Consider the following 21,113-nt stretch of genomic DNA (forward strand, 5'->3'; position numbering starts at 1 on the left):
CAGTCCAGGAGGACACTGCAGTGGCGAAGGCGAAGTTCGAGCGGACCAAGCCGCACGTCAACATCGGCACCATCGGTCACATCGACCACGGCAAGACCACGCTGACGGCGGCCATCACCAAGGTTCTGCACGACAAGTACCCGGACCTCAACGAGGCCTCGGCGTTCGACATGATCGACAAGGCGCCGGAAGAGCGCCAGCGCGGCATCACGATCTCGATCGCGCACGTCGAGTACCAGACCGAGAAGCGTCACTACGCGCACGTCGACTGCCCCGGTCACGCCGACTACATCAAGAACATGATCACCGGTGCGGCGCAGATGGACGGCGCCATCCTGGTGGTCGCGGCGACCGACGGCCCGATGCCCCAGACGCGTGAGCACGTGCTGCTCGCCCGCCAGGTCGGCGTGCCCTACATCGTGGTCGCGCTGAACAAGTCCGACATGGTCGACGACGAGGAGATCCTCGAGCTCGTCGAGCTGGAGGTCCGCGAGCTGCTGTCGTCGCAGGAGTACCCGGGCGACGACCTGCCGATCGTGCGCGTCTCGGCGCTCAAGGCCCTCGAGGGCGACGCCGAGTGGGCCGCCAAGCTCCTCGAGCTCATGGACGCGGTCGACGAGTCGATCCCGGAGCCCGAGCGCGACACCGACAAGCCGTTCCTCATGCCGATCGAGGACGTCTTCACGATCACCGGTCGCGGCACGGTCGTCACCGGTCGTATCGAGCGCGGCATCGTCAAGGTGAACGAGACCGTCGAGATCGTCGGTATCAAGGAGAAGTCGACCTCGACCACCGTCACCGGTGTCGAGATGTTCCGCAAGCTGCTCGACGAGGGTCGCGCCGGTGAGAACGTCGGCCTGCTCCTGCGCGGCATCAAGCGCGAGGACGTCGAGCGCGGCCAGGTCGTCGTGAAGCCGGGCTCGATCACCCCGCACACCGAGTTCGAGGGCCAGGTCTACATCCTGTCCAAGGACGAGGGTGGCCGGCACACGCCGTTCTTCAACAACTACCGCCCGCAGTTCTACTTCCGTACCACGGATGTGACGGGCGTCGTGACCCTGCCGTCGGGCACCGAGATGGTCATGCCCGGTGACAACACCACCATGAGCGTCGCGCTGATCCAGCCGATCGCCATGGAGGAGGGCCTGCAGTTCGCCATCCGTGAGGGTGGTCGGACCGTCGGCGCCGGCCAGGTCATCAAGATCAACAAGTAAGTACCCCCGGTTGGGGAGGTCGCACAGCCGTGTGGCATCCTTGACGGGTTGCGCGTCGAACGCGGCGCGCGGGACCTGTTCCCGCGCGCCGCGTTCGGTGCCAGCCCCCAGAAAGCTCTCGAGCATCCCCCGTGGATGCACGTGACCCGGGGACCGGTCTGCAGGACGAGCGCGACACGCCCGACCTCGTGGACCGGAGCCCAGGGAGTGAGACCTGAACAGAGCGCGAGCCCATGGCGGTGTCGACACGACGCCGGCGCAGAGGCACGAAAGCGGGTGCGGGGCTCCTCCGCGGGCGCTACCCGGTGGACCGTGAAGCAGCGGTAGGAAGAAGAGGACGACCGAGGACATGGCGGGACAGAAGATCCGCATCAGGCTCAAGGCCTACGACCACGAGGCAATCGACGCGTCCGCTCGCAAGATCGTTGAGACGGTAACGCGCACCGGTGCCCGGGTCGTCGGGCCGGTGCCGCTGCCGACCGAGAAGAACGTGTACTGCGTCATCCGCTCGCCGCACAAGTACAAGGACTCGCGCGAGCACTTCGAGATGCGCACGCACAAGCGGCTGATCGACATCCTCGACCCGACGCCGAAGACGGTCGACGCGCTCATGCGCATCGACCTGCCGGCCAGCGTCGACGTGAACATCCAGTAGGGCTGACCAGGCGATGACTGACAGGCAGATCACCGGGATCCTGGGCAAGAAGCTCGGGATGACCCAGGTATTCGACGAGAACAACCGGGTCGTCCCGGTCACCGTGGTCCAGGCCGGACCCAACGTGGTGACCCAGATCCGGACCCAGGAGACCGACGGTTACGTCGCGGTCCAGCTGGCCTTCGGTGCGGTCGACCCGCGCCGGGTGAACAAGCCCGAGACGGGCCACTTCACCAAGGCCGGTGTCACGCCGCGGCGCTACACCGTCGAGCTGCGCACGAACGACGCGGGCGAGTACTCGCTCGGCCAGGAGATCACCGCCGAGGCCTTCGAGGCCGGCGCCCTGGTCGACGTCGTCGGCACCAGCAAGGGCAAGGGCTACGCCGGTGTCATGAAGCGGCACAACTTCAAGGGCCTCGGCGCCAGCCACGGCACCCAGCGCAAGCACCGCTCGCCGGGTTCCATCGGCGGCTGCGCGACCCCGGGTCGTGTCTTCAAGGGCCTGCGGATGGCCGGTCGCATGGGTTCGGTGCGTGTCACCACCCAGAGCCTGACCGTCCACCGGGTCGACGCCGAGCGCGGCCTGCTGCTGATCAAGGGTGCCGTGCCCGGTCCGCGCGGCGGCCTCGTCGTCGTCAAGACGGCCGCGAAGGGTGGTGCGAAGTAATGAGCTCCGTCGACGTCAAGAACGCCGAGGGCAAGACGGACGGCAACGTCGAGTTGCCCGCCCACGTCTTCGACGTGTCGGCGAACATCCCGCTGATGCACCAGGTCGTCGTGGCCCAGCAGGCCGCGGCCCGCCAGGGCACGCACAGCACCAAGACCCGCGGTGAGGTTCGCGGCGGTGGGCGCAAGCCGTACCGCCAGAAGGGCACCGGCCGCGCCCGTCAGGGCTCGGTCCGCGCGCCGCAGTTCACCGGCGGCGGTGTCGTCCACGGCCCCACGCCGCGCGACTACTCGCAGCGGACCCCGAAGAAGATGAAGGCCGCCGCCCTGCGCGGTGCCCTCTCCGACCGGGCCCGTGGCGGCCGGGTGCACGTCGTCAGCGGCCTCGTCGCCGGCGACAACCCGTCGACCAAGGCCGCGCGCCAGGCCCTCGAGGCCGTCGTCGGGTCCGCGTCACGCGGCGTCCTCGTCGTCGTCGGCCGTGAGGACTCGGTGAACCTGCTGAGCCTGCGCAACCTGCCGCAGGTGCACCTCATCGCGCCCGACCAGCTCAACACGTACGACGTGCTGGTCAACGACGACATCGTGTTCACGTCGGAGTCGCTCGACGCGTTCCTCGCCGGCCCGGTCGCTGCCGCGCCGTCGAAGCGTCGCGCCGCGAAGATCGGCCTGCTGAAGGCCACGTCCGCCGGTTCCGACGGCGATGCCGCCCCGCACGGAGCGGGCAGCCACGCGCCGCTCGACGACGTGTCGGTCGCGCCCGAGGGTTTCCCGATCAAGGGCAACGAGGACTCGAAGCTGTACCACGTGCCGGGCTCCGCCTTCTACGACCGCACGGTCGCCGAGGTGTGGTTCGCCACCGCGGCTGACGCCGAGGCCGCGGGCTTCGCTCTGCCGCCGTCACAGCGCAAGGCTGCTGAGGAGGAGAGCAAGTGATCGCCGATCCGCGCGACATCCTGCTCGCGCCGGTGGTGTCGGAGAAGAGCTACGGGCTGCTCGACGAGCGCCAGTACACCTTCGTCGTCCGCCCGGACGCGAACAAGACACAGATCAAGATCGCCGTGGAGAAGGTGTTCGGGGTCAAGGTTCTCAGCGTCAACACGCTGAACCGCCCGGGCAAGCGCAAGCGCTCCAAGGCCGGCTACGGCAAGCGCAAGGACACCAAGCGCGCGATCGTCACGCTGTCCGAGGACAGCAAGGCGATCGACGTGTTCGGCGGCCGGGCGAGCTGAGGGAGTGAGCTGACCCATGGGCATCCGTAAGTACAAGCCGACGACCCCCGGTCGTCGTGGCTCGAGCGTCTCGGACTTCGCCGAGATCACCCGCTCGACGCCGGAGAAGTCGCTGCTGCGTCCCCTGCACAACAAGGGCGGGCGCAACGCGCACGGCAAGGTGACCGCTCGCCACCAGGGCGGCGGCCACAAGCGTGCGTACCGGCTGATCGACTTCCGGCGCAACGACAAGGACGGCGTGCCGGCCAAGGTCGCGCACATCGAGTACGACCCCAACCGCACCTCGCGCATCGCGCTGCTGCACTACGCGGACGGCGAGAAGCGCTACATCCTCGCGCCGGCGAAGCTCAAGCAGGGCGACGTCGTCGAGGCGGGGCCGAAGTCCGACATCAAGGTCGGGAACAACCTGCCGCTGCGCAACATCCCGACCGGCACCGTGGTGCACGCGATCGAGCTTCGCCCCGGCGGCGGCGCGAAGATCGCCCGCTCCGCGGGGTCGAGCGTGCAGCTGGTCGCCAAGGACGGGCCCTACGCGCAGCTGCGCATGCCGTCCGGCGAGATCCGCAACGTCGACGTGCGCTGCCGCGCCACCGTCGGCGAGGTCGGCAACAGCGAGCACTCCAACATCAACTGGGGCAAGGCCGGCCGCATGCGGTGGAAGGGCAAGCGCCCGACCGTCCGTGGTGTCGCCATGAACCCGGTCGACCACCCGCACGGTGGTGGTGAGGGCAAGACCTCCGGTGGTCGCCACCCGGTCAACCCCAACGGCAAGCCCGAGGGGCGTACCCGCCGCACCAAGCCGTCCGACAAGTTGATCGTCCGCCGGCGTCGTACCGGCAAGAAGCGCTGAGCAGGGAGGTAAAGACATGCCGCGCAGCCTGAAGAAGGGCCCGTTCGTGGACGACCACCTGCTCAAGAAGGTGGACGCGCTCAACGAGTCGGGCAAGAAGACCGTCATCCGGACCTGGTCCCGGCGGTCCACGATCATCCCCGACATGATCGGCCACACGATTGCGGTGCACGACGGCCGCAAGCACGTGCCGGTGTTCGTGTCGGACGCGATGGTCGGCCACAAGCTGGGGGAGTTCGCGCCCACGCGGACCTTCCGTGGCCACATCAAGGACGACCGCAAAGCGCGTCGGCGCTGAGCGGCCCGAGTAGCGACCAGGAGAAGGTGGAAATACATGGCTGACAACAGCCAGGACACCGCCGGCGCTGCGCTCGAGCCAGCTCGCGCGTTCGCCAAGGCGAGGTTCGTCCGCATGTCGCCGACCAAGGTGCGGCGTGTGGTCGAGCTGATCAAGGGGCGTCCGGTCGCCGAGGCTCTCAGCGTTCTGCGGTTCTCGCCGCAGGCCGCCGCGGAGCCGGTGGCCAAGGTCGTGGCGAGCGCCGCGGCCAACGCCGAGAACAACTTCGACATGGACCCGGAGACGCTCGTCGTCGCGGTCGCCTACGTCGACGAGGGCCCGACGCTCAAGCGCATCCGGCCGCGTGCGCAGGGTCGCGCGTACCGGATCCGCAAGCGGACGAGCCACATCACCATCGAGGTCGAGTCGCGTCCGGTCGCCAAGGCCGGCGGTCGCGGCGGTCGTGGTGCGAAGGGGAGGGCCCGCTGATGGGGCAGAAGATCAACCCGCACGGGTTCCGGCTCGGCATCACCACGGACTGGAAGTCCCGCTGGTACGCGGACAAGCAGTACGCGGAGTACGTGAAGGAAGACGTCGAGATCCGTCGCCTGCTCTCGAAGGGCATGGAGCGGGCCGGCATCTCCAAGGTCGAGATCGAGCGCACCCGTGACCGGGTCCGCGTCGACATCCACACCGCGCGTCCGGGCATCGTCATCGGCCGCCGCGGCGCGGAGGCCGACCGCATCCGCGGCGCCCTCGAGAAGCTGACCAAGAAGCAGGTCCAGCTCAACATCCTCGAGGTCAAGAACTCGGAGTCCGACGCGCAGCTCGTCGCGCAGGGCGTTGCCGAGCAGCTGTCCAACCGCGTCGCCTTCCGTCGCGCGATGCGCAAGGCCATCCAGTCGGCCATGCGCAGCCCGCAGGTCAAGGGCATCCGGGTGCAGTGCTCGGGCCGCCTCGGCGGTGCGGAGATGTCGCGCTCGGAGTTCTACCGCGAGGGTCGCGTCCCGCTGCACACGCTGCGCGCCGACATCGACTACGGCCTGTTCGAGGCCCGCACGACCTTCGGCCGCATCGGTGTGAAGGTCTGGATCTACAAGGGTGACGTCGTCGGTGGCCGCCGTGAGGGCGCGCCCGCCGCCGCCGAGCCGGGTCGTGGCGGCCCGCGCCGCGAGCGTCCCGCCCGCCGCCGCTCCGGTGCTTCGGGCACCACGGCGACGAGCACCGACGCCGGGCGCGCCGCTGCGGAGCAGGCCGGCGGGGGTTCGGTGGCGACCACCGAGGCTCCGAGCACCGGTGGGGAGTCCTGAGCCATGCTGATCCCGCGCAAGGTGAAGCACCGCAAGCAGCACCGGCCGCACCGCACCGGCGCCTCGACGGGTGGAACCCGCGTCACCTTCGGTGACTACGGCATCCAGGCCCTCGAGCCCGCCTACGTGACGAACCGGCAGATCGAGTCCGCCCGTATCGCCATCAACCGGCACATCCGCCGTGGTGGCAAGGTGTGGATCAACGTCTTCCCGGACCGGCCGCTGACCAAGAAGCCCGCCGAGACCCGCATGGGTTCCGGCAAGGGCTCGCCGGAGAAGTGGGTGACCAACGTGAAGCCCGGACGGGTGCTCTTCGAGATGAGCTTCCCGAACGAGCAGACGGCTCGTGAGGCGCTGCGTCGCGCCATCCACAAGCTGCCCATGAAGTGCCGGATCGTGACCCGCGAGGGTGGTGACATCTGATGGCCTCCGCGGGTACCACCGCTGCCGAGCTGCGCGAGCTGACCGATGAGGAGCTCGTGCTGCGCGTCAAGGAGTCCAAGGAGGAGCTGTTCAACCTCCGATTCCAGATGGCGACCGGGCAGCTGGACAACAACCGGCGGCTGCGGACCGTCCGCCACGACATCGCGCGCATCTACACGGTGATGCGCGAGCGTGAGCTGGGCCTGTCCGTCGCCCCGACCGACAACGAGGGCGCAGCATGAGCGAGGAGAACGCCACGCAGCGCGGGGAGCGCAAGGTCCGTGAGGGACTCGTCGTGTCCGACAAGATGGACAAGACGATCGTCGTCTCGCTCGAGGACCGCGTGAAGCACCCGCTCTACGGCAAGGTCATCCGGCGGACGAGCAAGGTCAAGGCGCACGACGAGGCCAACACGGCCGGCGTCGGCGACCGCGTCCGCCTGATGGAGACCCGACCGCTGTCGGCCACGAAGCGCTGGCGCCTGGTCGAGATCCTGGAGAAGGCCAAGTGATCCAGCAGGAGTCGCGGCTGCGCGTCGCCGACAACACCGGTGCCAAGGAAATCCTGTGCATCCGGGTGCTGGGCGGCTCGGCGCGTCGTTACGCGGGGATCGGCGACACGATCGTCGCCACGGTGAAGGAAGCCATCCCCGGTGCCGGGGTGAAGCGCGGTGACGTCGTCAAGGCCGTCATCGTGCGCACCGTCAAGGAGAAGCGTCGCCCGGACGGCAGCTACATCCGGTTCGACGAGAACGCCGCCGTCCTGATCAAGGCCGACGGTGAGCCGCGGGGGACCCGCATCTTCGGTCCGGTCGGTCGCGAGCTGCGCGACAAGCGGTTCATGAAGATCATCTCCCTCGCACCGGAGGTGTTGTGAGAGATGAAGGTCAAGAAGGGTGACACCGTCCTGGTGATCGCCGGCAAGGACAAGGGTGCGAAGGGCAAGGTCATCCAGGCCTACCCCGAGCGGGACCGGGTCCTCGTCGAGGGCGTCAACAGGATCAAGAAGCACACGCGCGTCAGCCAGAACCAGCGCGGCGCGCAGTCCGGCGGCATCGTGACGCAGGAGGCCGCCATCCACGTCTCGAACGTGATGGTCGTCGACTCCGACGGCAAGCCGACCCGCGTCGGCAAGAAGGTCGTCGAGTCCGAGGACGGCGGCAAGGCCAAGCGCGTCCGGATCTCCCGCCGAACCGGGAAGGAGATCTGACATGACGACCGCCGAGAAGGTGGCGCCGCGGCTCAAGCAGCGCTACCGCGACGAGATCAAGGGTGAGCTGCGCGAGCAGTTCTCCTACGCGAACGTCATGCAGATCCCGGGCGTCGTCAAGGTCGTCGTGAACATGGGTGTCGGCGACGCCGCCCGTGACGCGAAGCTGATCGACGGGGCCGTCCGCGACCTCGCCGCGATCACCGGCCAGCGTCCGCAGGTCCGGCGCGCCACGAAGTCGATCGCGCAGTTCAAGCTGCGCGAGGGCATGCCGATCGGCGCGAAGGTGACCCTGCGCGGCGACCGGATGTGGGAGTTCCTCGACCGTCTGCTGACGATCGCGCTTCCCCGTATCCGTGACTTCCGTGGGCTGTCCGCCACGCAGTTCGACGGTCGGGGCAACTACACCTTCGGTCTCACGGAGCAGTCGATGTTCCACGAGATCGACCCCGACTCGATCGACCGTCCGCGCGGCATGGACATCACGGTCGTGACGACGGCGACCACCGACGAGGAAGGCCGGGAGCTGCTGCGCAAGCTCGGCTTCCCGTTCAAGGAGAGCTGACCCGCATGGCCAAGAAGGCACTGCGAATCAAGGCCGAGAAGACGCCGAAGTTCAAGGTCCGCGGCTACACCCGCTGCCAGAAGTGCGGACGTCCGCGTGCGGTCCTCCGCAAGTTCGGGCTCTGCCGCATCTGCGTGCGCCAGATGGCGCACGCCGGCGAGCTGCCCGGCGTGAGCAAGTCCAGCTGGTAATCACCAGCTGCTTTTCCTGATCGCCACAGGCCCCCGGGAGCGTCCAGTCTTCTGGGCCAGGGGGAACCAGGGCGGGAAAGTAGTGACGTCACCATGACGATGACCGATCCGATCGCAGACATGCTGACCCGTCTGCGGAACGCGAACTCGGCATACCACGACCGTGTCGTGATGCCGCACTCCAAGCTGAAGGTCGCCATTGCGGAGATCCTTCAGAAGGAGGGCTACATCGCGTCGCACGCCACCGAGGACGCCGAGGTCGGCAAGTCCCTCGTGATCGAGCTGAAGTACGGCCGCAACCGCGAGCGCAGCATCGCCGGTGTGCGTCGGGTGTCCAAGCCCGGCCTGCGGGTCTACGCGAAGTCCAACAACCTGCCGCGGGTCCTCGGAGGCCTCGGCGTCGCGATCATCTCGACGTCGAAGGGTCTGCTGACCGACCGCCAGGCCAACCGGGACGGCGTGGGCGGGGAAGTCCTCGCCTACGTCTGGTGAGAAGGGAGAAGTAGCGATGTCGCGCATCGGGAAACTGCCGATCACCGTTCCGTCGGGCGTCGACGTGGCCATCGAGGGCCGCACCGTCACCGTCAAGGGCCCCAAGGGCACCCTGTCGCACACCGTGATCGAGCCGATCACCGTCGAGCGCGGTGACGACGGCGCAGTGGTCGTGAAGCGTCCGGACGACGAGCGCCGCAGCAAGGCCTACCACGGCCTCACGCGGACGCTGGTCAACAACCTCGTCGTCGGCGTCACCGCCGGCTACGAGAAGAAGCTCGAGATCGTCGGTGTCGGTTACCGCGTCGCGCTGAAGGGGTCGAACCTCGAGTTCGCGCTCGGCTTCAGCCACCCGGTCGTCGTCACGCCGCCCGCGGGCATCACCTTCGCCGTCGAGTCCCCCACCAAGTTCTCGGTGGCGGGCATCGACAAGCAGCTCGTGGGGGAGACCGCCGCGAACATCCGCAAGATCCGCAAGCCCGAGCCGTACAAGGGCAAGGGTGTGCGGTACGCGGGCGAGGTCGTCCGCCGCAAGGTCGGGAAGACGGGTAAGTGATGGCTCAGACAGAGACGATCTCGGCCAACGCCAAGAAGCGGGCCGCGTCGAACATCTCCAGCGCCCGGCGGGTCGCGCGCACGCGTCGCCACGCCCGGCTGCGGAAGAAGATCAACGGTACGACGGCTCGTCCCCGGCTCGCGGTCAAGCGCAGCTCGCGGCACATGTTCGTGCAGCTGATCGACGACCTGGCCGGCCACACGCTGGCGTCGGCCTCGACCCTCGACGCCGACGTGGCGTCGCTCGAGGGCGACAAGAAGGCCAAGGCGGCCAAGGTGGGCGAGCTCATCGCGGCTCGCGCCAAGGCTGCCGGCGTCGACGCGGTCGTCTTCGACCACGGCGGCAACGGCTACCACGGGCGGATCGCGGCTCTGGCCGACGCCGCACGTGAGGGCGGACTGAAGTTCTGATGTCCGCGAAGATCATCCACAGCAATGGAGGGAACGTCTGATGCCGGGACGTACGCGGCGTGACGGCGGAGGCCCCGGTGGCGGCAGCGGCGACAACCGCGACCGCCGGGACCGCCGCGACGGAGGCCGTGGCGGGGCGGCCCAGGACAAGACCCCGTACATCGAGCGGCTGGTCACGATCAACCGCGTGGCTAAGGTCGTCAAGGGTGGTCGGCGCTTCAGCTTCACCGCGCTGATGATCGTGGGCGACGGCGACGGCCTCGTGGGCGTCGGCTACGGCAAGGCCAAGGAGGTCCCGGCGGCGATCGCCAAGGGTGTCGAGGAGGCGAAGAAGAACTTCTTCCGCGTCCCGCGCATCGGCGGCACGATCGTCCACCGGGTCCAGGGCGAGGCGGCCGCGGGCGTGGTCATGCTGCGCCCCGCGAGCCCCGGTACCGGTGTCATCGCCGGTGGCCCGGTCCGCGCGGTCCTGGAGTGCGCCGGCATCCACGACATCCTGTCGAAGTCGCTCGGCAGCGACAACGCGATCAACGTCGTGCACGCGACGATCGCCGCGCTCAAGATGATCCAGCGTCCGGAGGAGGTCGCGGCCCGCCGCGGCCTGCCGCTGGAGGACGTCGCCCCGGAGTCGATGCTTCGTCGTCGTGCCGAGGCCGCCGCGGCTGCGAGGGTGTGACCGACGTGGCCGACAAGAAGCTGAAGGTCACGCAGGTCCGCAGCGCCATCGGGCGCAAGCAGAACCAGCGCGAGACCCTGAAGTCCCTCGGGCTTCGCAAGATCCGTCAGTCCGCGGAGTGGGATGACAACCCCCAGGTCCGCGGCATGATCAACACCGTGCGGCACCTCGTGACGGTGGAGGAGGTCGGTTCCTGATGACCGAGTCCATCAAGATCCACGATCTGCGTCCCGCGCCCGGCGCCAAGACCGCGAAGACCCGTGTCGGTCGCGGTGAGGGCAGCAAGGGCAAGACCGCGGGCCGCGGTACCAAGGGCACGAAGGCGCGCAAGACGGTCTCCCCGGCCTTCGAGGGTGGGCAGATGCCGCTGCACATGCGGCTGCCCAAGCTCAAGGGCTTCAAGAACCGCTTCCGCGTCGAGTACCAGGTCGTGAACGTCGGCGACCTCGCGGTGCTCTTCCCGGAGGGTGGCGAGGTCGGTCCGGCCGAGCTCGTCGCCGCCGGTGCGGTTCGCCGCAACGAGCTGGTCAAGGTGCTCGGCACCGGCGAGCTCGACGGCGTCGCGCTCACCGTGACCGCGCACAAGTTCTCCGGCAGTGCCAAGGAGAAGATCGTCGCAGCCGGCGGTACCGCCACCGAGCTGTGAGCAGGCCGACGCCGCTCGCTCCCGCGTCGTCCCCGTCGAGTACGGGGTGCGGGAGCGGGCGGCGTCGCCGCTGTTAGAGTCGCTCGCGTCCGCCACCCGCACCAGCGGTGCGCGTTCGCCGGGTCGTAGCCGGCCGTCAGGGTCCGTTCAGGGGCCCGGCGCCGCAGGCCCCACCAGAAGCCGGCGAAGCCGGCGACCGGCGGTCCGCCGCCGACGTAGTAGGAGGGGCCCGAGTGCTCAGCGCGTTCCGGTCAGCACTGACGACGCCAGACCTACGGAAGAAGATCCTCTTCACGCTGGGTGTCGTCGCGGTCTACCGCCTGGGGGCGAACATCCCGTCGCCGGGGGTGTCCTTCCCGAACGTCCAGCAGTGCATCGCCGCCGTCGAGGGCGGGGCGAACTCGGGCGTCTACTCGCTCATCAACCTGTTCTCGGGCGGCGCGCTCCTGCAGCTGTCGATCCTCGCCCTCGGGATCATGCCGTACATCACGGCCAGCATCATCGTCCAGCTGCTCACCGTCGTCATCCCGCGGTTCGAGCAGCTGAAGAAGGAAGGGCAGTCGGGTCAGGCCAAACTGACCCAGTACACCCGCTACCTCACGATCGCACTGGCCGTCCTGCAGGCCACCGGCATCGTCGCCCTCGCGGTGCGCGGCGTGCTGTTCCAGGGCTGCAACGTCCCGGTCATCCCGGACCAGAGCATCTTCACCCTCGCCGTCATGGTCATCGTGATGACGGCCGGCTGCGCCGTCGTCATGTGGCTCGGCGAGCAGGTCACCGAGCGTGGCATCGGCAACGGCATGTCGCTGCTGATCTTCGCCTCGATCGCGCACCGCATCCCCGCCGAGGGCAAGAACATCCTCGACAACTCCGGCGGCCTGGTCTTCGCCGGTGTCTGCGTGTTCGGCCTGGCCATCATCGCGAGCGTCGTGTTCGTCGAGCAGGGCCAGCGCCGCATCCCGGTGCAGTACGCCAAGCGCATGGTCGGTCGTCGCATGTACGGCGGCACGTCGACGTACCTGCCGCTCAAGGTCAACCAGGCCGGTGTCATCCCGGTCATCTTCGGTAGCTCCCTGCTGTACCTGCCCAGCCTGATCGCGCAGCTCGCGGGCAGCGGCGACAGCTGGTTCCAGCGCTTCGTGCAGACCTATCTCGTCGACCAGTCGAACTGGTTGCACATCCTGCTGTACGTCGCACTGATCATCTTCTTCACGTACTTCTACGTCGGAATCACGTTCAGCCCGGAGGAACGGGCCGACGAGATGAAGAAGTTCGGCGGCTTCATCCCCGGCATCCGTCCGGGCAGGCCGACGGCGGAGTACCTGAACTTCGTGCTCTCCCGCATCACGCTGCCGGGATCGCTGTACCTGGGCATCATCGCGGTGCTGCCGAATTTCTTCCTCGGCGTCACCGGCAGCGGCCAGAACCAGAACTTCCCGTTCGGTGGTACCGCTGTACTGATCATGGTCGGCGTGGGCCTCGACACCGTGAAGCAGATCGAGAGCCAGCTCATGCAGCGGAACTACGAGGGTTTCCTGCGTTAAGGTGCGATGGACGGCAGTCGGCGCGGCGCGTCACCCGTAGCCGCGCGCTGCCCCGTCCCGCCGCTCGCCGCACCCCGCCGGCGACGTTCGGCACCACCGCGATCGTGTTCTCAGGGAGGTTGGTTTCGCGTGCGACTCGTTCTGGTCGGTCCGCCGGGAGCGGGCAAGGGCACTCAGGCCGTGCGGATCGCCGAGCAGCTCGGCATCCCGCACATCTCCACCGGTGACCTGTTCCGGGCCAACCTCGCCGAGGAGACCCCGCTGGGGCTCGAGGCCAAGGGTTACATGGACGCGGGCAACCTCGTCCCCGACTCGGTGACCGTCGGCATGGTGAAGGCCCGCCTGGCCGACCCCGACGCGACGAAGGGTTTCCTGCTCGACGGGTTCCCGCGCACCACGGCGCAGGCCGGCGCGCTGGCCGAGATCCTCGCCGAGACCGGCGACGAGCTCGATGCCGTCGTCGAGCTGCAGGTCCCGGAGGACGTCGTCGTCGAGCGGCTGCTCGCGCGCGGCCGCTCCGACGACACCGAGGCCGTCATCCGCAACCGGCAGCAGGTCTACCGCGACGAGACCGCGCCGCTGCTCGACCACTACCGCGACCGGCTCGTCACCGTCGACGCCGTCGGCGACGTCGCCGAGATCACCGGCCGGGTGTTCGCGGCCCTGCCCGAGCGCTGACACGGTCCGAGCGCTGATCCGCCCCGGCGCCGGCGCCACGACCAGCAAGGAGCGTTGACGAGATGAGCGGTGGGCGAGGCGGGGTACGAGGCGCGTTGGCCCGGTTCCGTGGACGTGACATCGAGCTGAAAACGCCGGGCGAGATCGAGGCCATGCGGGTGGCGGGGATCCTCGTCGCCCGCACCCTCGCCGCGGTCCGGGCGCTCGCCGCCCCCGGGGTCACCACGGCCGATCTCGACGCGCTGGCCGAGACGACGATCCGCGAGGGCAACGGTGTGCCGTCGTTCCTCGGCTACCACGGCTACCCGGCCTCGATCTGCGCGTCGGTGAACGACCAGATCGTCCACGGCATCCCGTCGGCGGCGCAGGTGCTGGCCGAGGGCGACATCATCTCGGTCGACTGCGGCGCGGTCGTCGAGGGCTGGCACGGCGACTCGGCGGTCACGCTGGAGATCGGCGCGGTGTCCGACGCCGACCACCTGCTGTCGGCCGCGTGCGAGGAGTCGCTCCACGCGGGCGTCGCCGCGGCACTACCCGGTGGCCGGCTCACCGACATCTCGCACGCGGTGCAGAACGCCGTCGAGAAGGCGGCGAACCGCGACCGGGCCGACTACGGGATCGTCGCGGAGTACGGCGGCCACGGCATCGGCACGTCGATGCACATGGACCCGTTCCTGCCCAACTACGGCGACCCGGGGCACGGGCTGCGACTACGCCCCGGTGTGGTGCTGGCCATCGAGCCGATGATCACGGCGGGCGAGCCGGAGACCCGTGAGCTCGACGACGGCTGGACCGTCGTCACGGCCGACGGCAAGCGGGCGGTGCACTGGGAGCACACGGTCGCGATCACCGACGACGGCCCGCAGGTGCTGACCGCCGCGCCCTGACCCGGCGTCACGGTGCGCCGACGGCCCCCGCATCGTCGAGGCGGTCGGCAGGCGCGGCCGGGCGAGCGGTGTCGAGCGGGTGCGCGAGCTCGTCGCGGTCGAGCCGCCAGCCGACGACGGCCGCCACCGCCAGCAGCACCGGCACCGTGCCGGTGAGCAGGAACGTGAGCGGGATGCCCACCCCCTCGCCGATCGGCCCGGCCAGTGCCATCGACACGGGCATCAGGGCGAGCGAGACGAAGAAGTCGAGGCTCGACACCCGGCCGAGCAGGTGCGGCGGCACGCGGCGCTGCAGCAGCGTCCCCCAGATGACCATCGCACCGGCACCGGTGACGCCGACGACGAACGCGATGACGAAGATGACCCACAGCAGGTTCGTCAGCCCGATGAAGGCGAGCGGGACCCCGCCGACGCCCCAGGCCAGGATCATCACCGTCAGATAGCGGCGTGGCAGCCGGATCGACGACGTCGCGATGGACCCGACGGCGCTGCCGATCCCGAAGGCCCCCAGCACGAGGGCATGGTCGCTGGGGCCGCCGCCGGTCTGGTCGCGCACCGCGAACGGCAGCAGCACCTCGATGGGCCCGATGACGACGAGCACGTACAGCGACGAGAACGCCAGCGTCGCGAAGAGCCAGCCGGTACGCAGCAGGTAGGCGAAGCCCTCGCGGACGTCGGCGAGCACGGAGGTGCGGCCCCCTTCCGCGTCCTGCCGGGGCCGGTCGACGACGGGGGTGCGCCGCATCGCCAGCAGCGGCGGAAGCGCCAGGCAGAACCCGATCGCGGCGGCGAGCAGCCCCGCCGCGGGGAGGAGGGCGCCGACGACGAGCCCGGCCACCGCGGGTCCCGCCGCCTGCATCGCCACCGGGCGCAGCGTGCCCTCGACGCCGTTGGCGGCGAGCAGCTCGTCGGCGGGCAGGAGCGAGGGCAGGATCGCCGACGCGGACGGGTAGTAGAAGGCATCGGCGGTGCCGAGCAGGAACGCGGCGACCGCGAGGTGCCACAGTGCGAGGGTGCCGGTGAGCGCCAGCGTCGCCGCAACGGCGGCCGCCGCGATGTGCAGGGCCTCGGCGGCCACCAGGACACGCCGGCGGGGGAGCCGGTCGGCGGCCACCCCGCCCGCGAGCACGCTCAGCAGCAGACCCGCGCTGCCGGCCGCGGCGACGAGTGACAGCTGCGTCGGCCCACCGCCCAGCTCGATGACCTGCCAGACGATCGCGACCAGCCAGACACCCGTCGCGAACAGGGAGAACAGCATCGACGACGCGAGCAGGCGGTAGTCGCGGCGGCCGAACGGTCGCAGCGCCCGGGGGAGGCGGGTACGGTCGGGAGTGGGGGCCGTGACGGCTCTCCACGACCAGGATGCGACCACCTCGACCCGGGTCGAGGTCAAGCGAATTGTCCGTTCCGACGGGCAGGTCGCGGGGTCGGTCCCTCGCGCGTGTACCCGACTGTGAAGGCCCTTCGCAAGACCCGTACACTGGGTGTTCGGCGCGTTGGATGCGCCGGTTCCGTCGTGCCTCCCGCATGTCGCCTCCGGTGTCCTTCGTGCCCACCGGACGCGGTGACCGCAACCAGCACTGTTCGTCGGCGGTCGTTGCAGTCCTCAGCACCACCTGTCAGATGCACGTCGTACGCAATACCGTCACGGAACGCGGAGGACATGGCCAAGAAAGACGGGGCGATCGAGGTCGAGGGCCGGGTCGTCGAACCCCTGCCGAACGCGATGTTCCGCGTGGAGCTGGAGAACGGGCACAAGGTCCTGGCTCACATCAGCGGGAAGATGCGGCAGCACTACATCCGGATCCTTCCCGAGGACCGGGTGGTCGTGGAGCTCTCACCCTACGACCTGTCCCGCGGCCGAATCGTCTACCGCTACAAGTGATCGCCCGCTCCACCGGAACAAGAAGGCAGAAGACGTGAAGGTCAAGCCGAGCGTCAAGCCGATCTGCGACAAGTGCAAGGTGATCCGCCGTCACGGCCGGGTCATGGTGATCTGCGAGAACCTGCGCCACAAGCAGCGCCAGGGCTGAGCGTCACCAGCACGTCGCGGTCGTCCTGACCGCAGCTCTCACGAGCGCCAGAAGCACCCGATGTGCCTGTCGCGCCACACGGGCGCGGCCCACCCCCGGCCCCCAGGCCGGGGCCCGGACCACGAGTCGGACCGGGACGGACGTCGGGCAGACCTGGGGATCAGAACAGAGGAGAACACCGCCGTATGGCACGACTCGCAGGCGTCGACCTCCCCCGCGACAAGCGGATGGAGATCGCGCTCACCTACATCTTCGGGATCGGGCGCACGCGCTCGCTCGAGATTCTCAACTCCACGGGTATCAGCAAGGACCTGCGGACCAAGGACCTCTCCGACGAGGACCTGACCGCCCTTCGCGAGTACATCGAGGCCAACTTCCGCGTCGAGGGTGACCTGCGCCGCGAGGTGCAGGCCGACATCCGTCGCAAGATCGAGATCGGCTGCTACCAGGGGATCCGGCACCGCCGGGGCCTGCCGGTGCGTGGCCAGCGCACCAAGACCAATGCCCGCGGCCGCAAGGGACCGAAGAAGACGGTCGCCGGCAAGAAGAAGGCAGGTAAGAAGTAATGCCGCCCCGTACCCGTGGCGCGGCCGGACCCAAGAAGGTCCGCCGCAAGGAGAAGAAGAACGTCGCGCACGGCCACGCGCACATCAAGAGCACCTTCAACAACACCATCGTGTCCATCACGGACCCGACCGGTGCGGTGATCGCGTGGGCCTCCGCCGGCCACGTCGGTTTCAAGGGCTCGCGCAAGTCGACGCCGTTCGCGGCGCAGATGGCCGCCGAGAGCGCCGCCCGCAAGGCGGCCGAGCACGGCATGAAGAAGGTCGACGTCTTCGTCAAGGGTCCCGGCTCCGGCCGCGAGACCGCGATCCGCTCGCTGCAGGCCGCCGGTCTCGAGGTCGGCACCATCAGCGACGTCACCCCCCAGCCGCACAACGGATGCCGCCCGCCCAAGCGGCGCCGGGTCTAAGGGAGAGGGAGTAACCAGACATGGCTCGTTACACCGGACCCATGACCCGCAAGTCCCGCCGACTGAAGGTCGACCTCGTCGGCGGCGACCAGGCGTTCGAGCGCCGTCCCTACCCGCCCGGCCAGCACGGCCGGATCCGGATCAAGGAGACGGAGTACCTCCTGCAGATGCAGGAGAAGCAGAAGGCGCGCTTCGCCTACGGCGTCCTGGAGAAGCAGTTCCGCCGCTACTACGAGGAAGCGAACCGTCGCCCCGGCAAGACCGGTGACAACCTGCTGCAGATCCTCGAGTCGCGGCTCGACAACGTCGTCTACCGGGCGGGCCTCGCGCGCACCCGGCGGATGGCCCGCCAGCTGGTGAACCACGGTCACTTCCTGGTCAACGGCCGGAAGGTGGACATCCCCAGCTTCCGCGTCGGCCAGTACGACATCATCGACGTCAAGCCGAAGTCCCTGGCCACGGACCCGTTCGTGATCGCCAAGGAGCTCGTCGGCGACCGTCCGATCCCGGCCTGGCTCCAGGTCGTCCCGTCGAGCCTGCGCATCCTCGTGCACCAGCTGCCCGAGCGCGCGCAGATCGACACGCAGGTCACCGAGCAGCTGATCGTCGAGCTCTACTCCAAGTAACCGGAGCAGGGCCTCACGAGCTTCACGGCTCGTCCCCCCGCCCTGAAGTGGGGCGGGGGGCTCACTGCGGCATCAAATAGTGGTTGCCGCGGCATACAAAGGAGAAACACTGTGCTGATCTCTCAGCGCCCCACCCTGACCGAGGACTCGGTCACCGAGACCCGGTCGCGGTTCGTCATCGAGCCCCTCGAGCCCGGCTTCGGCTACACGCTCGGCAACTCGCTCCGCCGCACCCTGCTGTCCTCCATCCCCGGCGCGGCCGTGACCAGCATCCGCATCGACGGCGTGCTGCACGAGTTCACCACCGTCCCCGGGGTCAAGGAAGACGTCACCGACATCATCCTGAACCTCAAGGAGCTCGTCGTGAGCTCCGAGGAGGACGAGCCGGTGACGATGTACCTGCGCAAGCAGGGGCCCGGCCCGGTCACCGCCGGCGACATCGTGCCCCCGGCCGGTGTCACCGTGCACAACCCGGACCTGCACATCGCCACCCTCAACGACAAGGGCCGCCTCGAGGTGGAGCTCGTCGTCGAGCGGGGCCGCGGCTACGTGCCGGCCATGCAGAACAAGGCCACCGGCGCCGAGATCGGCCGCATCCCGGTCGACTCGATCTACTCGCCGGTCCTCAAGGTGACCTACAAGGTCGAGGCCACCCGTGTCGAGCAGCGCACCGACTTCGACAAGCTGGTGCTCGACGTCGAGACGAAGCCCTCGATCACCCCGCGCGACGCGCTCGCGTCGGCAGGCAAGACCCTCGTCGAGCTGTTCGGCCTCGCCCGCGAGCTGAACGTCGACGCCGAGGGCATCGAGATCGGCCCGTCGCCCCAGGAGGCCGACACCATCGCGGCCTTCGCGATGCCGATCGAGGAGCTCGACCTCACGGTCCGCTCCTACAACTGCCTCAAGCGCGAGGGCATTCACACCGTGGGTGAGCTGGTGGGCCGGTCCGAGGCCGACCTGCTCGACATCCGCAACTTCGGCGCAAAGTCGATCGACGAGGTCAAGATGAAGCTCGTCGGCCTCGGCCTCGCGCTGAAGGACAGCCCGCCCGGATTCGACCCGTCGGCCGCGGCCGTCGAGTACGGCTCCGACGGGTTCGACCCCGACAACTTCGGGGACGACGGTCAGGACTACGCAGAAACGGAGCAGCTGTAGCCATGCCTCAGCCCACCAAGGGTCCCCGCCTCGGCGGTTCGCCCGCGCACCAGAGGCTGATCCTGGCCAACCTGGCCACGCAGCTGTTCGAGCACGGTCGCATCACCACCACCGAGGCCAAGGCCCGGCGGCTGCGTCCGTACGCGGAGCGCCTGATCACCAAGGCCAAGAAGGGCGACCTGCACAACATCCGGCAGATCGCCAAGGTGATCCGGGACAAGGACGTCATCCACCGTCTCGTCACCGACATCGGCCCGTTCTTCGCCGACCGCAACGGTGGCTACACCCGCATCACCAAGACGATGCCGCGCAAGGGCGACAACGCCCCCATGGCGGTCATCGAGCTGGTGTCGCAGAAGACGGTCACCGACGAGGCCGAGCGCGCCCGCCGCGTCGCGGCGTCGCAGCAGGCGGCGGAGGACAAGGCCCAGTCGGCCAAGGCCCAGCCGGTTGCCGGCGTCCCCGCGGCCGAGGAGACCGAGACCGCGGCGCCGTACGGCGAGGGCAGCCACGCCCCGCTGGACGACCCGCAGGAGGCCCCCGAGGGCTTCCCGGTCAAGGGCAACGCCGACTCGATGCTGTACCACCTCCCCGGGACGTCGTTCTACGACCGCACCGTGGCCGAGGTCTGGTTCAGCGACGCGGTCACCGCCGAGGCCGCAGGCTTCACACTGCCGAAGTCGCAGCAGGAGCTCAAGGACGACGCCGACGCGTCCGTCGAGAAGGCCGAGGCCGAGGCCGACGACGCCAAGGGCGACGCCTGAGCAGCACCCCGCACCACGACGAGCCCGCCGTCCAGCCGGACGGCGGGCTCGTCGCCGTCGTGCCCACGAGCCGCTACCGGCTCGACATCTCCTACGACGGCACCGACTTCTCCGGCTGGGCCCCGCAGCCGACACGACGCACCGTGTACGGCGAGCTCGCAGATGCGCTGCACCGGATCCTGCGGACGCCGGTGTCGCTGACCGTCGCGGGGCGCACCGACGCCGGAGTGCACGCGAGCGGTCAGGTCGCCCACGTCGATCTCGCCGCCTCGCTCGACGTCGAACCGCAACGGCTCGTCCGCCGGCTCGCCCGGCTGCTGCCGCCCGACGTCCGGGTACGCGACGTGACCGTCGTGCCGCCGGAGTTCGACGCCCGCTTCTCCGCGCTGCGCCGCCACTACGTCTACCGGGTCACGACATCGCCATGGGGCGCGGACCCGTTGCGCGCCAGGGACACCCTCGCCTGGCCCCACCCGATCGACCTCGACTCCGTCGCCCGGGCATCGGCCGGGCTGCTCGGCGAGCACGACTTCGCGGCCTTCTGCCGGCGCCGCGAGGGTGCGACGACCATCCGCGAGCTGCTGCGGTTCGATTGGTCCGCCGACGCGGACGGGGTGCTGCGCGCGGAGCTGAGCGCCGACGCCTTCTGCCACAGCATGGTCCGCAGCCTGGTCGGCGCGATGCTCGACGTCGGCCGGGGGCGACGCTCCGTCGACTGGCCCGCGGGGCTGCTCGACCACACCGGCCGTGTCTCCGACGTCGCCGTCGCGCCCGCCCGCGGGCTGACCCTCGTCCGGGTCGACTACCCCGCGGACGACGAGCTCGCGGCCCGCGCCGCCGTCACGCGCAACGTCCGTACCCGCTGAGCCGCCGCACCGGCACCGCCCTGCCCGGTTGGGGCGACGCCCGGCGGCGCAGCGCCCGGTGGCCCAGCACTCGGTGGCCCAGCGCTCGGCGGCGCAGCGCTCGGCGGGGCTACGTCCGGCGTGAGCGCCGGGGACGCGACGGCGGGCGTGTCGTGAGCGTCCGCAGGGCGCGCTGGTGACACGCCCGGTGTGGGCGCGGCCGGCGAGCGTGTCGT

At 69.5% G+C, this 21,113-nt stretch carries 32 protein-coding genes and 2 pseudogenes; 33 read left to right on the plus strand and 1 reads right to left on the minus strand.

Going from position 1 to position 21,113, the window contains the following annotated elements; all coding sequences use genetic code 11:
* Window positions 1-20: 20 nt before the first annotated feature.
* The 25 genes and pseudogenes from tuf to map all read left to right on the plus strand — a co-directional run bounded on the left by tuf (window position 21) and on the right by map (window position 14,481).
* Window positions 21-1,214: an elongation factor Tu gene (gene tuf, locus AB7F12_RS06285; RefSeq protein ID WP_428502321.1), complete on the plus strand. Its 1,194-nt coding sequence runs from the start codon at window positions 21-23 to the stop codon at window positions 1,212-1,214.
* 349 nt (window positions 1,215-1,563) lie between these two features.
* Entirely contained in the window at window positions 1,564-1,869 is a 306-nt protein-coding gene (gene rpsJ / locus AB7F12_RS06290) for a 30S ribosomal protein S10 (protein WP_003938093.1), read from the plus strand.
* A gap of 13 nt (window positions 1,870-1,882) precedes the next feature.
* On the plus strand, window positions 1,883-2,536 hold the full coding sequence (gene rplC, locus AB7F12_RS06295; protein WP_428502322.1) for a 50S ribosomal protein L3: 654 nt from the start codon (window positions 1,883-1,885) through the stop codon (window positions 2,534-2,536).
* Window positions 2,536-3,192 (plus strand): annotated as a pseudogene (gene rplD / locus AB7F12_RS06300) (50S ribosomal protein L4); the annotation flags it as partial. The gene rplC and the pseudogene rplD, both read left to right, overlap by 1 nt.
* Before the next feature lie 275 nt (window positions 3,193-3,467).
* A complete protein-coding gene (gene rplW / locus AB7F12_RS06305) occupies window positions 3,468-3,767 on the plus strand; it encodes a 50S ribosomal protein L23 (RefSeq protein WP_428502323.1) in 300 nt (99 codons plus the stop codon).
* A 16-nt stretch (window positions 3,768-3,783) separates the two neighbouring features.
* Window positions 3,784-4,617 (plus strand): large ribosomal subunit protein uL2, encoded by an 834-nt coding sequence (rplB, locus tag AB7F12_RS06310; protein ID WP_428502324.1) that lies wholly within the window; start codon window positions 3,784-3,786, stop codon window positions 4,615-4,617.
* Window positions 4,618-4,633: 16 nt separating this feature from the next.
* Window positions 4,634-4,915, plus strand: coding sequence for a 30S ribosomal protein S19 (rpsS, locus tag AB7F12_RS06315; protein ID WP_013677461.1), 282 nt, complete (start codon window positions 4,634-4,636; stop codon window positions 4,913-4,915).
* Window positions 4,916-4,951: 36 nt separating this feature from the next.
* The gene (gene rplV / locus AB7F12_RS06320; protein ID WP_428502326.1) at window positions 4,952-5,383 is read left to right on the plus strand and encodes a 50S ribosomal protein L22; all 432 of its coding nucleotides are present in this window, start codon (window positions 4,952-4,954) and stop codon (window positions 5,381-5,383) included.
* Entirely contained in the window at window positions 5,383-6,204 is an 822-nt protein-coding gene (gene rpsC / locus AB7F12_RS06325) for a 30S ribosomal protein S3 (protein ID WP_147113156.1), read from the plus strand. The genes rplV and rpsC overlap by 1 nt, the downstream gene beginning before the upstream one ends.
* 3 nt (window positions 6,205-6,207) lie before the next feature.
* Entirely contained in the window at window positions 6,208-6,627 is a 420-nt protein-coding gene (gene rplP / locus AB7F12_RS06330) for a 50S ribosomal protein L16 (RefSeq protein WP_013677458.1), read from the plus strand.
* Window positions 6,627-6,869 (plus strand): 50S ribosomal protein L29, encoded by a 243-nt coding sequence (gene rpmC / locus AB7F12_RS06335; RefSeq protein WP_098958577.1) that lies wholly within the window; start codon window positions 6,627-6,629, stop codon window positions 6,867-6,869. Before rplP ends, rpmC begins: the two co-directional genes overlap by 1 nt.
* Window positions 6,866-7,138, plus strand: a complete 273-nt coding sequence (rpsQ, locus tag AB7F12_RS06340) for a 30S ribosomal protein S17 (RefSeq protein WP_296143635.1) — start codon at window positions 6,866-6,868, stop codon at window positions 7,136-7,138. The genes rpmC and rpsQ overlap by 4 nt, the downstream gene beginning before the upstream one ends.
* Window positions 7,135-7,503 (plus strand): 50S ribosomal protein L14, encoded by a 369-nt coding sequence (rplN, locus tag AB7F12_RS06345; RefSeq protein WP_428501957.1) that lies wholly within the window; start codon window positions 7,135-7,137, stop codon window positions 7,501-7,503. Before rpsQ ends, rplN begins: the two co-directional genes overlap by 4 nt.
* 3 nt (window positions 7,504-7,506) lie before the next feature.
* Window positions 7,507-7,836, plus strand: a complete 330-nt coding sequence (gene rplX, locus AB7F12_RS06350) for a 50S ribosomal protein L24 (RefSeq protein WP_428501958.1) — start codon at window positions 7,507-7,509, stop codon at window positions 7,834-7,836.
* A gap of 1 nt (window position 7,837) precedes the next feature.
* The gene (gene rplE / locus AB7F12_RS06355) at window positions 7,838-8,401 is read left to right on the plus strand and encodes a large ribosomal subunit protein uL5 (protein WP_428501959.1); all 564 of its coding nucleotides are present in this window, start codon (window positions 7,838-7,840) and stop codon (window positions 8,399-8,401) included.
* A gap of 5 nt (window positions 8,402-8,406) precedes the next feature.
* Entirely contained in the window at window positions 8,407-8,592 is a 186-nt protein-coding gene (locus tag AB7F12_RS06360; protein ID WP_098958572.1) for a type Z 30S ribosomal protein S14, read from the plus strand.
* A 93-nt stretch (window positions 8,593-8,685) separates the two neighbouring features.
* The gene (gene rpsH / locus AB7F12_RS06365) at window positions 8,686-9,084 is read left to right on the plus strand and encodes a 30S ribosomal protein S8 (RefSeq protein WP_428501960.1); all 399 of its coding nucleotides are present in this window, start codon (window positions 8,686-8,688) and stop codon (window positions 9,082-9,084) included.
* 16 nt (window positions 9,085-9,100) lie between these two features.
* Window positions 9,101-9,640: a 50S ribosomal protein L6 gene (rplF, locus tag AB7F12_RS06370; RefSeq protein ID WP_428501961.1), complete on the plus strand. Its 540-nt coding sequence runs from the start codon at window positions 9,101-9,103 to the stop codon at window positions 9,638-9,640.
* Window positions 9,640-10,050: a 50S ribosomal protein L18 gene (gene rplR / locus AB7F12_RS06375; protein WP_428501962.1), complete on the plus strand. Its 411-nt coding sequence runs from the start codon at window positions 9,640-9,642 to the stop codon at window positions 10,048-10,050. The genes rplF and rplR overlap by 1 nt, the downstream gene beginning before the upstream one ends.
* A gap of 40 nt (window positions 10,051-10,090) precedes the next feature.
* Window positions 10,091-10,726, plus strand: coding sequence for a 30S ribosomal protein S5 (rpsE, locus tag AB7F12_RS06380; protein ID WP_428501963.1), 636 nt, complete (start codon window positions 10,091-10,093; stop codon window positions 10,724-10,726).
* Between the two features lie 5 nt (window positions 10,727-10,731).
* Entirely contained in the window at window positions 10,732-10,923 is a 192-nt protein-coding gene (gene rpmD / locus AB7F12_RS06385) for a 50S ribosomal protein L30 (protein ID WP_296143649.1), read from the plus strand.
* Window positions 10,923-11,372, plus strand: coding sequence for a 50S ribosomal protein L15 (gene rplO, locus AB7F12_RS06390; protein ID WP_296143651.1), 450 nt, complete (start codon window positions 10,923-10,925; stop codon window positions 11,370-11,372). The genes rpmD and rplO overlap by 1 nt, the downstream gene beginning before the upstream one ends.
* Window positions 11,373-11,605: 233 nt before the next feature.
* Window positions 11,606-12,916: a preprotein translocase subunit SecY gene (gene secY, locus AB7F12_RS06395; RefSeq protein ID WP_428501964.1), complete on the plus strand. Its 1,311-nt coding sequence runs from the start codon at window positions 11,606-11,608 to the stop codon at window positions 12,914-12,916.
* A 129-nt stretch (window positions 12,917-13,045) separates the two neighbouring features.
* Entirely contained in the window at window positions 13,046-13,594 is a 549-nt protein-coding gene (locus AB7F12_RS06400; RefSeq protein WP_428501965.1) for an adenylate kinase, read from the plus strand.
* Between the two features lie 62 nt (window positions 13,595-13,656).
* On the plus strand, window positions 13,657-14,481 hold the full coding sequence (gene map, locus AB7F12_RS06405; protein ID WP_428501966.1) for a type I methionyl aminopeptidase: 825 nt from the start codon (window positions 13,657-13,659) through the stop codon (window positions 14,479-14,481).
* Between the two features lie 7 nt (window positions 14,482-14,488).
* On the opposite strand, the gene AB7F12_RS06410 is transcribed toward map, so the two are convergent.
* Window positions 14,489-15,874 (minus strand): MFS transporter, encoded by a 1,386-nt coding sequence (locus AB7F12_RS06410; RefSeq protein ID WP_428501968.1) that lies wholly within the window; start codon window positions 15,872-15,874, stop codon window positions 14,489-14,491.
* Window positions 15,875-16,144: 270 nt separating this feature from the next.
* Between AB7F12_RS06410 and infA the strand changes: the two genes are divergently transcribed.
* The 8 genes and pseudogenes from infA (at window position 16,145) to truA (ending at window position 20,898) form a co-directional block, all read left to right on the plus strand.
* Complete coding sequence (gene infA / locus AB7F12_RS06415; RefSeq protein ID WP_004558881.1) at window positions 16,145-16,366, plus strand: translation initiation factor IF-1; 222 nt, start codon at window positions 16,145-16,147, stop codon at window positions 16,364-16,366.
* Between the two features lie 34 nt (window positions 16,367-16,400).
* Window positions 16,401-16,514, plus strand: a complete 114-nt coding sequence (gene rpmJ, locus AB7F12_RS06420) for a 50S ribosomal protein L36 (protein ID WP_015883600.1) — start codon at window positions 16,401-16,403, stop codon at window positions 16,512-16,514.
* A gap of 185 nt (window positions 16,515-16,699) precedes the next feature.
* Window positions 16,700-17,080: a 30S ribosomal protein S13 gene (gene rpsM / locus AB7F12_RS06425; RefSeq protein WP_428501969.1), complete on the plus strand. Its 381-nt coding sequence runs from the start codon at window positions 16,700-16,702 to the stop codon at window positions 17,078-17,080.
* A complete protein-coding gene (gene rpsK, locus AB7F12_RS06430) occupies window positions 17,080-17,487 on the plus strand; it encodes a 30S ribosomal protein S11 (RefSeq protein WP_098958562.1) in 408 nt (135 codons plus the stop codon). Before rpsM ends, rpsK begins: the two co-directional genes overlap by 1 nt.
* A 20-nt stretch (window positions 17,488-17,507) precedes the next feature.
* Complete coding sequence (gene rpsD, locus AB7F12_RS06435) at window positions 17,508-18,113, plus strand: 30S ribosomal protein S4 (RefSeq protein ID WP_428501970.1); 606 nt, start codon at window positions 17,508-17,510, stop codon at window positions 18,111-18,113.
* 111 nt (window positions 18,114-18,224) lie between these two features.
* Window positions 18,225-19,268, plus strand: a complete 1,044-nt coding sequence (locus AB7F12_RS06440) for a DNA-directed RNA polymerase subunit alpha (RefSeq protein ID WP_098958560.1) — start codon at window positions 18,225-18,227, stop codon at window positions 19,266-19,268.
* 2 nt (window positions 19,269-19,270) lie between these two features.
* A pseudogene (rplQ, locus tag AB7F12_RS06445) lies at window positions 19,271-19,795 on the plus strand (50S ribosomal protein L17); the annotation flags it as partial.
* Between the two features lie 296 nt (window positions 19,796-20,091).
* Window positions 20,092-20,898: a tRNA pseudouridine(38-40) synthase TruA gene (gene truA / locus AB7F12_RS06450; RefSeq protein WP_428501971.1), complete on the plus strand. Its 807-nt coding sequence runs from the start codon at window positions 20,092-20,094 to the stop codon at window positions 20,896-20,898.
* Window positions 20,899-21,113: the final 215 nt, after the last annotated feature.

The organism is Pseudonocardia sp., assembly GCF_050250275.1.
Taxonomy (GTDB): Bacteria; Actinomycetota; Actinomycetes; order Mycobacteriales; family Pseudonocardiaceae; genus Pseudonocardia.

Excerpts from the sequence above, each read along its gene's own strand:
- rpsJ (WP_003938093.1), top strand. The coding sequence starts at position 1,564 with ATGGCGGGACAGAAGATCCGCATCAGGCTCAAGGCCTACGACCACGAG.
- rplC (WP_428502322.1), top strand. The coding sequence starts at position 1,883 with ATGACTGACAGGCAGATCACCGGGATCCTGGGCAAGAAGCTCGGGATG.
- rplB (WP_428502324.1), top strand. The coding sequence starts at position 3,784 with ATGGGCATCCGTAAGTACAAGCCGACGACCCCCGGTCGTCGTGGCTCG.
- rpsS (WP_013677461.1), top strand. The coding sequence starts at position 4,634 with ATGCCGCGCAGCCTGAAGAAGGGCCCGTTCGTGGACGACCACCTGCTC.
- rplV (WP_428502326.1), top strand. The coding sequence starts at position 4,952 with ATGGCTGACAACAGCCAGGACACCGCCGGCGCTGCGCTCGAGCCAGCT.
- rpsC (WP_147113156.1), top strand. The coding sequence starts at position 5,383 with ATGGGGCAGAAGATCAACCCGCACGGGTTCCGGCTCGGCATCACCACG.
- rplP (WP_013677458.1), top strand. The coding sequence starts at position 6,208 with ATGCTGATCCCGCGCAAGGTGAAGCACCGCAAGCAGCACCGGCCGCAC.
- rpmC (WP_098958577.1), top strand. The coding sequence starts at position 6,627 with ATGGCCTCCGCGGGTACCACCGCTGCCGAGCTGCGCGAGCTGACCGAT.
- rpsQ (WP_296143635.1), top strand. The coding sequence starts at position 6,866 with ATGAGCGAGGAGAACGCCACGCAGCGCGGGGAGCGCAAGGTCCGTGAG.
- rplX (WP_428501958.1), top strand. The coding sequence starts at position 7,507 with ATGAAGGTCAAGAAGGGTGACACCGTCCTGGTGATCGCCGGCAAGGAC.
- rplE (WP_428501959.1), top strand. The coding sequence starts at position 7,838 with ATGACGACCGCCGAGAAGGTGGCGCCGCGGCTCAAGCAGCGCTACCGC.
- AB7F12_RS06360 (WP_098958572.1), top strand. The coding sequence starts at position 8,407 with ATGGCCAAGAAGGCACTGCGAATCAAGGCCGAGAAGACGCCGAAGTTC.
- rpsH (WP_428501960.1), top strand. The coding sequence starts at position 8,686 with ATGACGATGACCGATCCGATCGCAGACATGCTGACCCGTCTGCGGAAC.
- rplF (WP_428501961.1), top strand. The coding sequence starts at position 9,101 with ATGTCGCGCATCGGGAAACTGCCGATCACCGTTCCGTCGGGCGTCGAC.
- rplR (WP_428501962.1), top strand. The coding sequence starts at position 9,640 with ATGGCTCAGACAGAGACGATCTCGGCCAACGCCAAGAAGCGGGCCGCG.
- rpsE (WP_428501963.1), top strand. The coding sequence starts at position 10,091 with ATGCCGGGACGTACGCGGCGTGACGGCGGAGGCCCCGGTGGCGGCAGC.
- rplO (WP_296143651.1), top strand. The coding sequence starts at position 10,923 with ATGACCGAGTCCATCAAGATCCACGATCTGCGTCCCGCGCCCGGCGCC.
- map (WP_428501966.1), top strand. The coding sequence starts at position 13,657 with ATGAGCGGTGGGCGAGGCGGGGTACGAGGCGCGTTGGCCCGGTTCCGT.
- infA (WP_004558881.1), top strand. The coding sequence starts at position 16,145 with ATGGCCAAGAAAGACGGGGCGATCGAGGTCGAGGGCCGGGTCGTCGAA.
- rpsM (WP_428501969.1), top strand. The coding sequence starts at position 16,700 with ATGGCACGACTCGCAGGCGTCGACCTCCCCCGCGACAAGCGGATGGAG.
- rpsK (WP_098958562.1), top strand. The coding sequence starts at position 17,080 with ATGCCGCCCCGTACCCGTGGCGCGGCCGGACCCAAGAAGGTCCGCCGC.
- rpsD (WP_428501970.1), top strand. The coding sequence starts at position 17,508 with ATGGCTCGTTACACCGGACCCATGACCCGCAAGTCCCGCCGACTGAAG.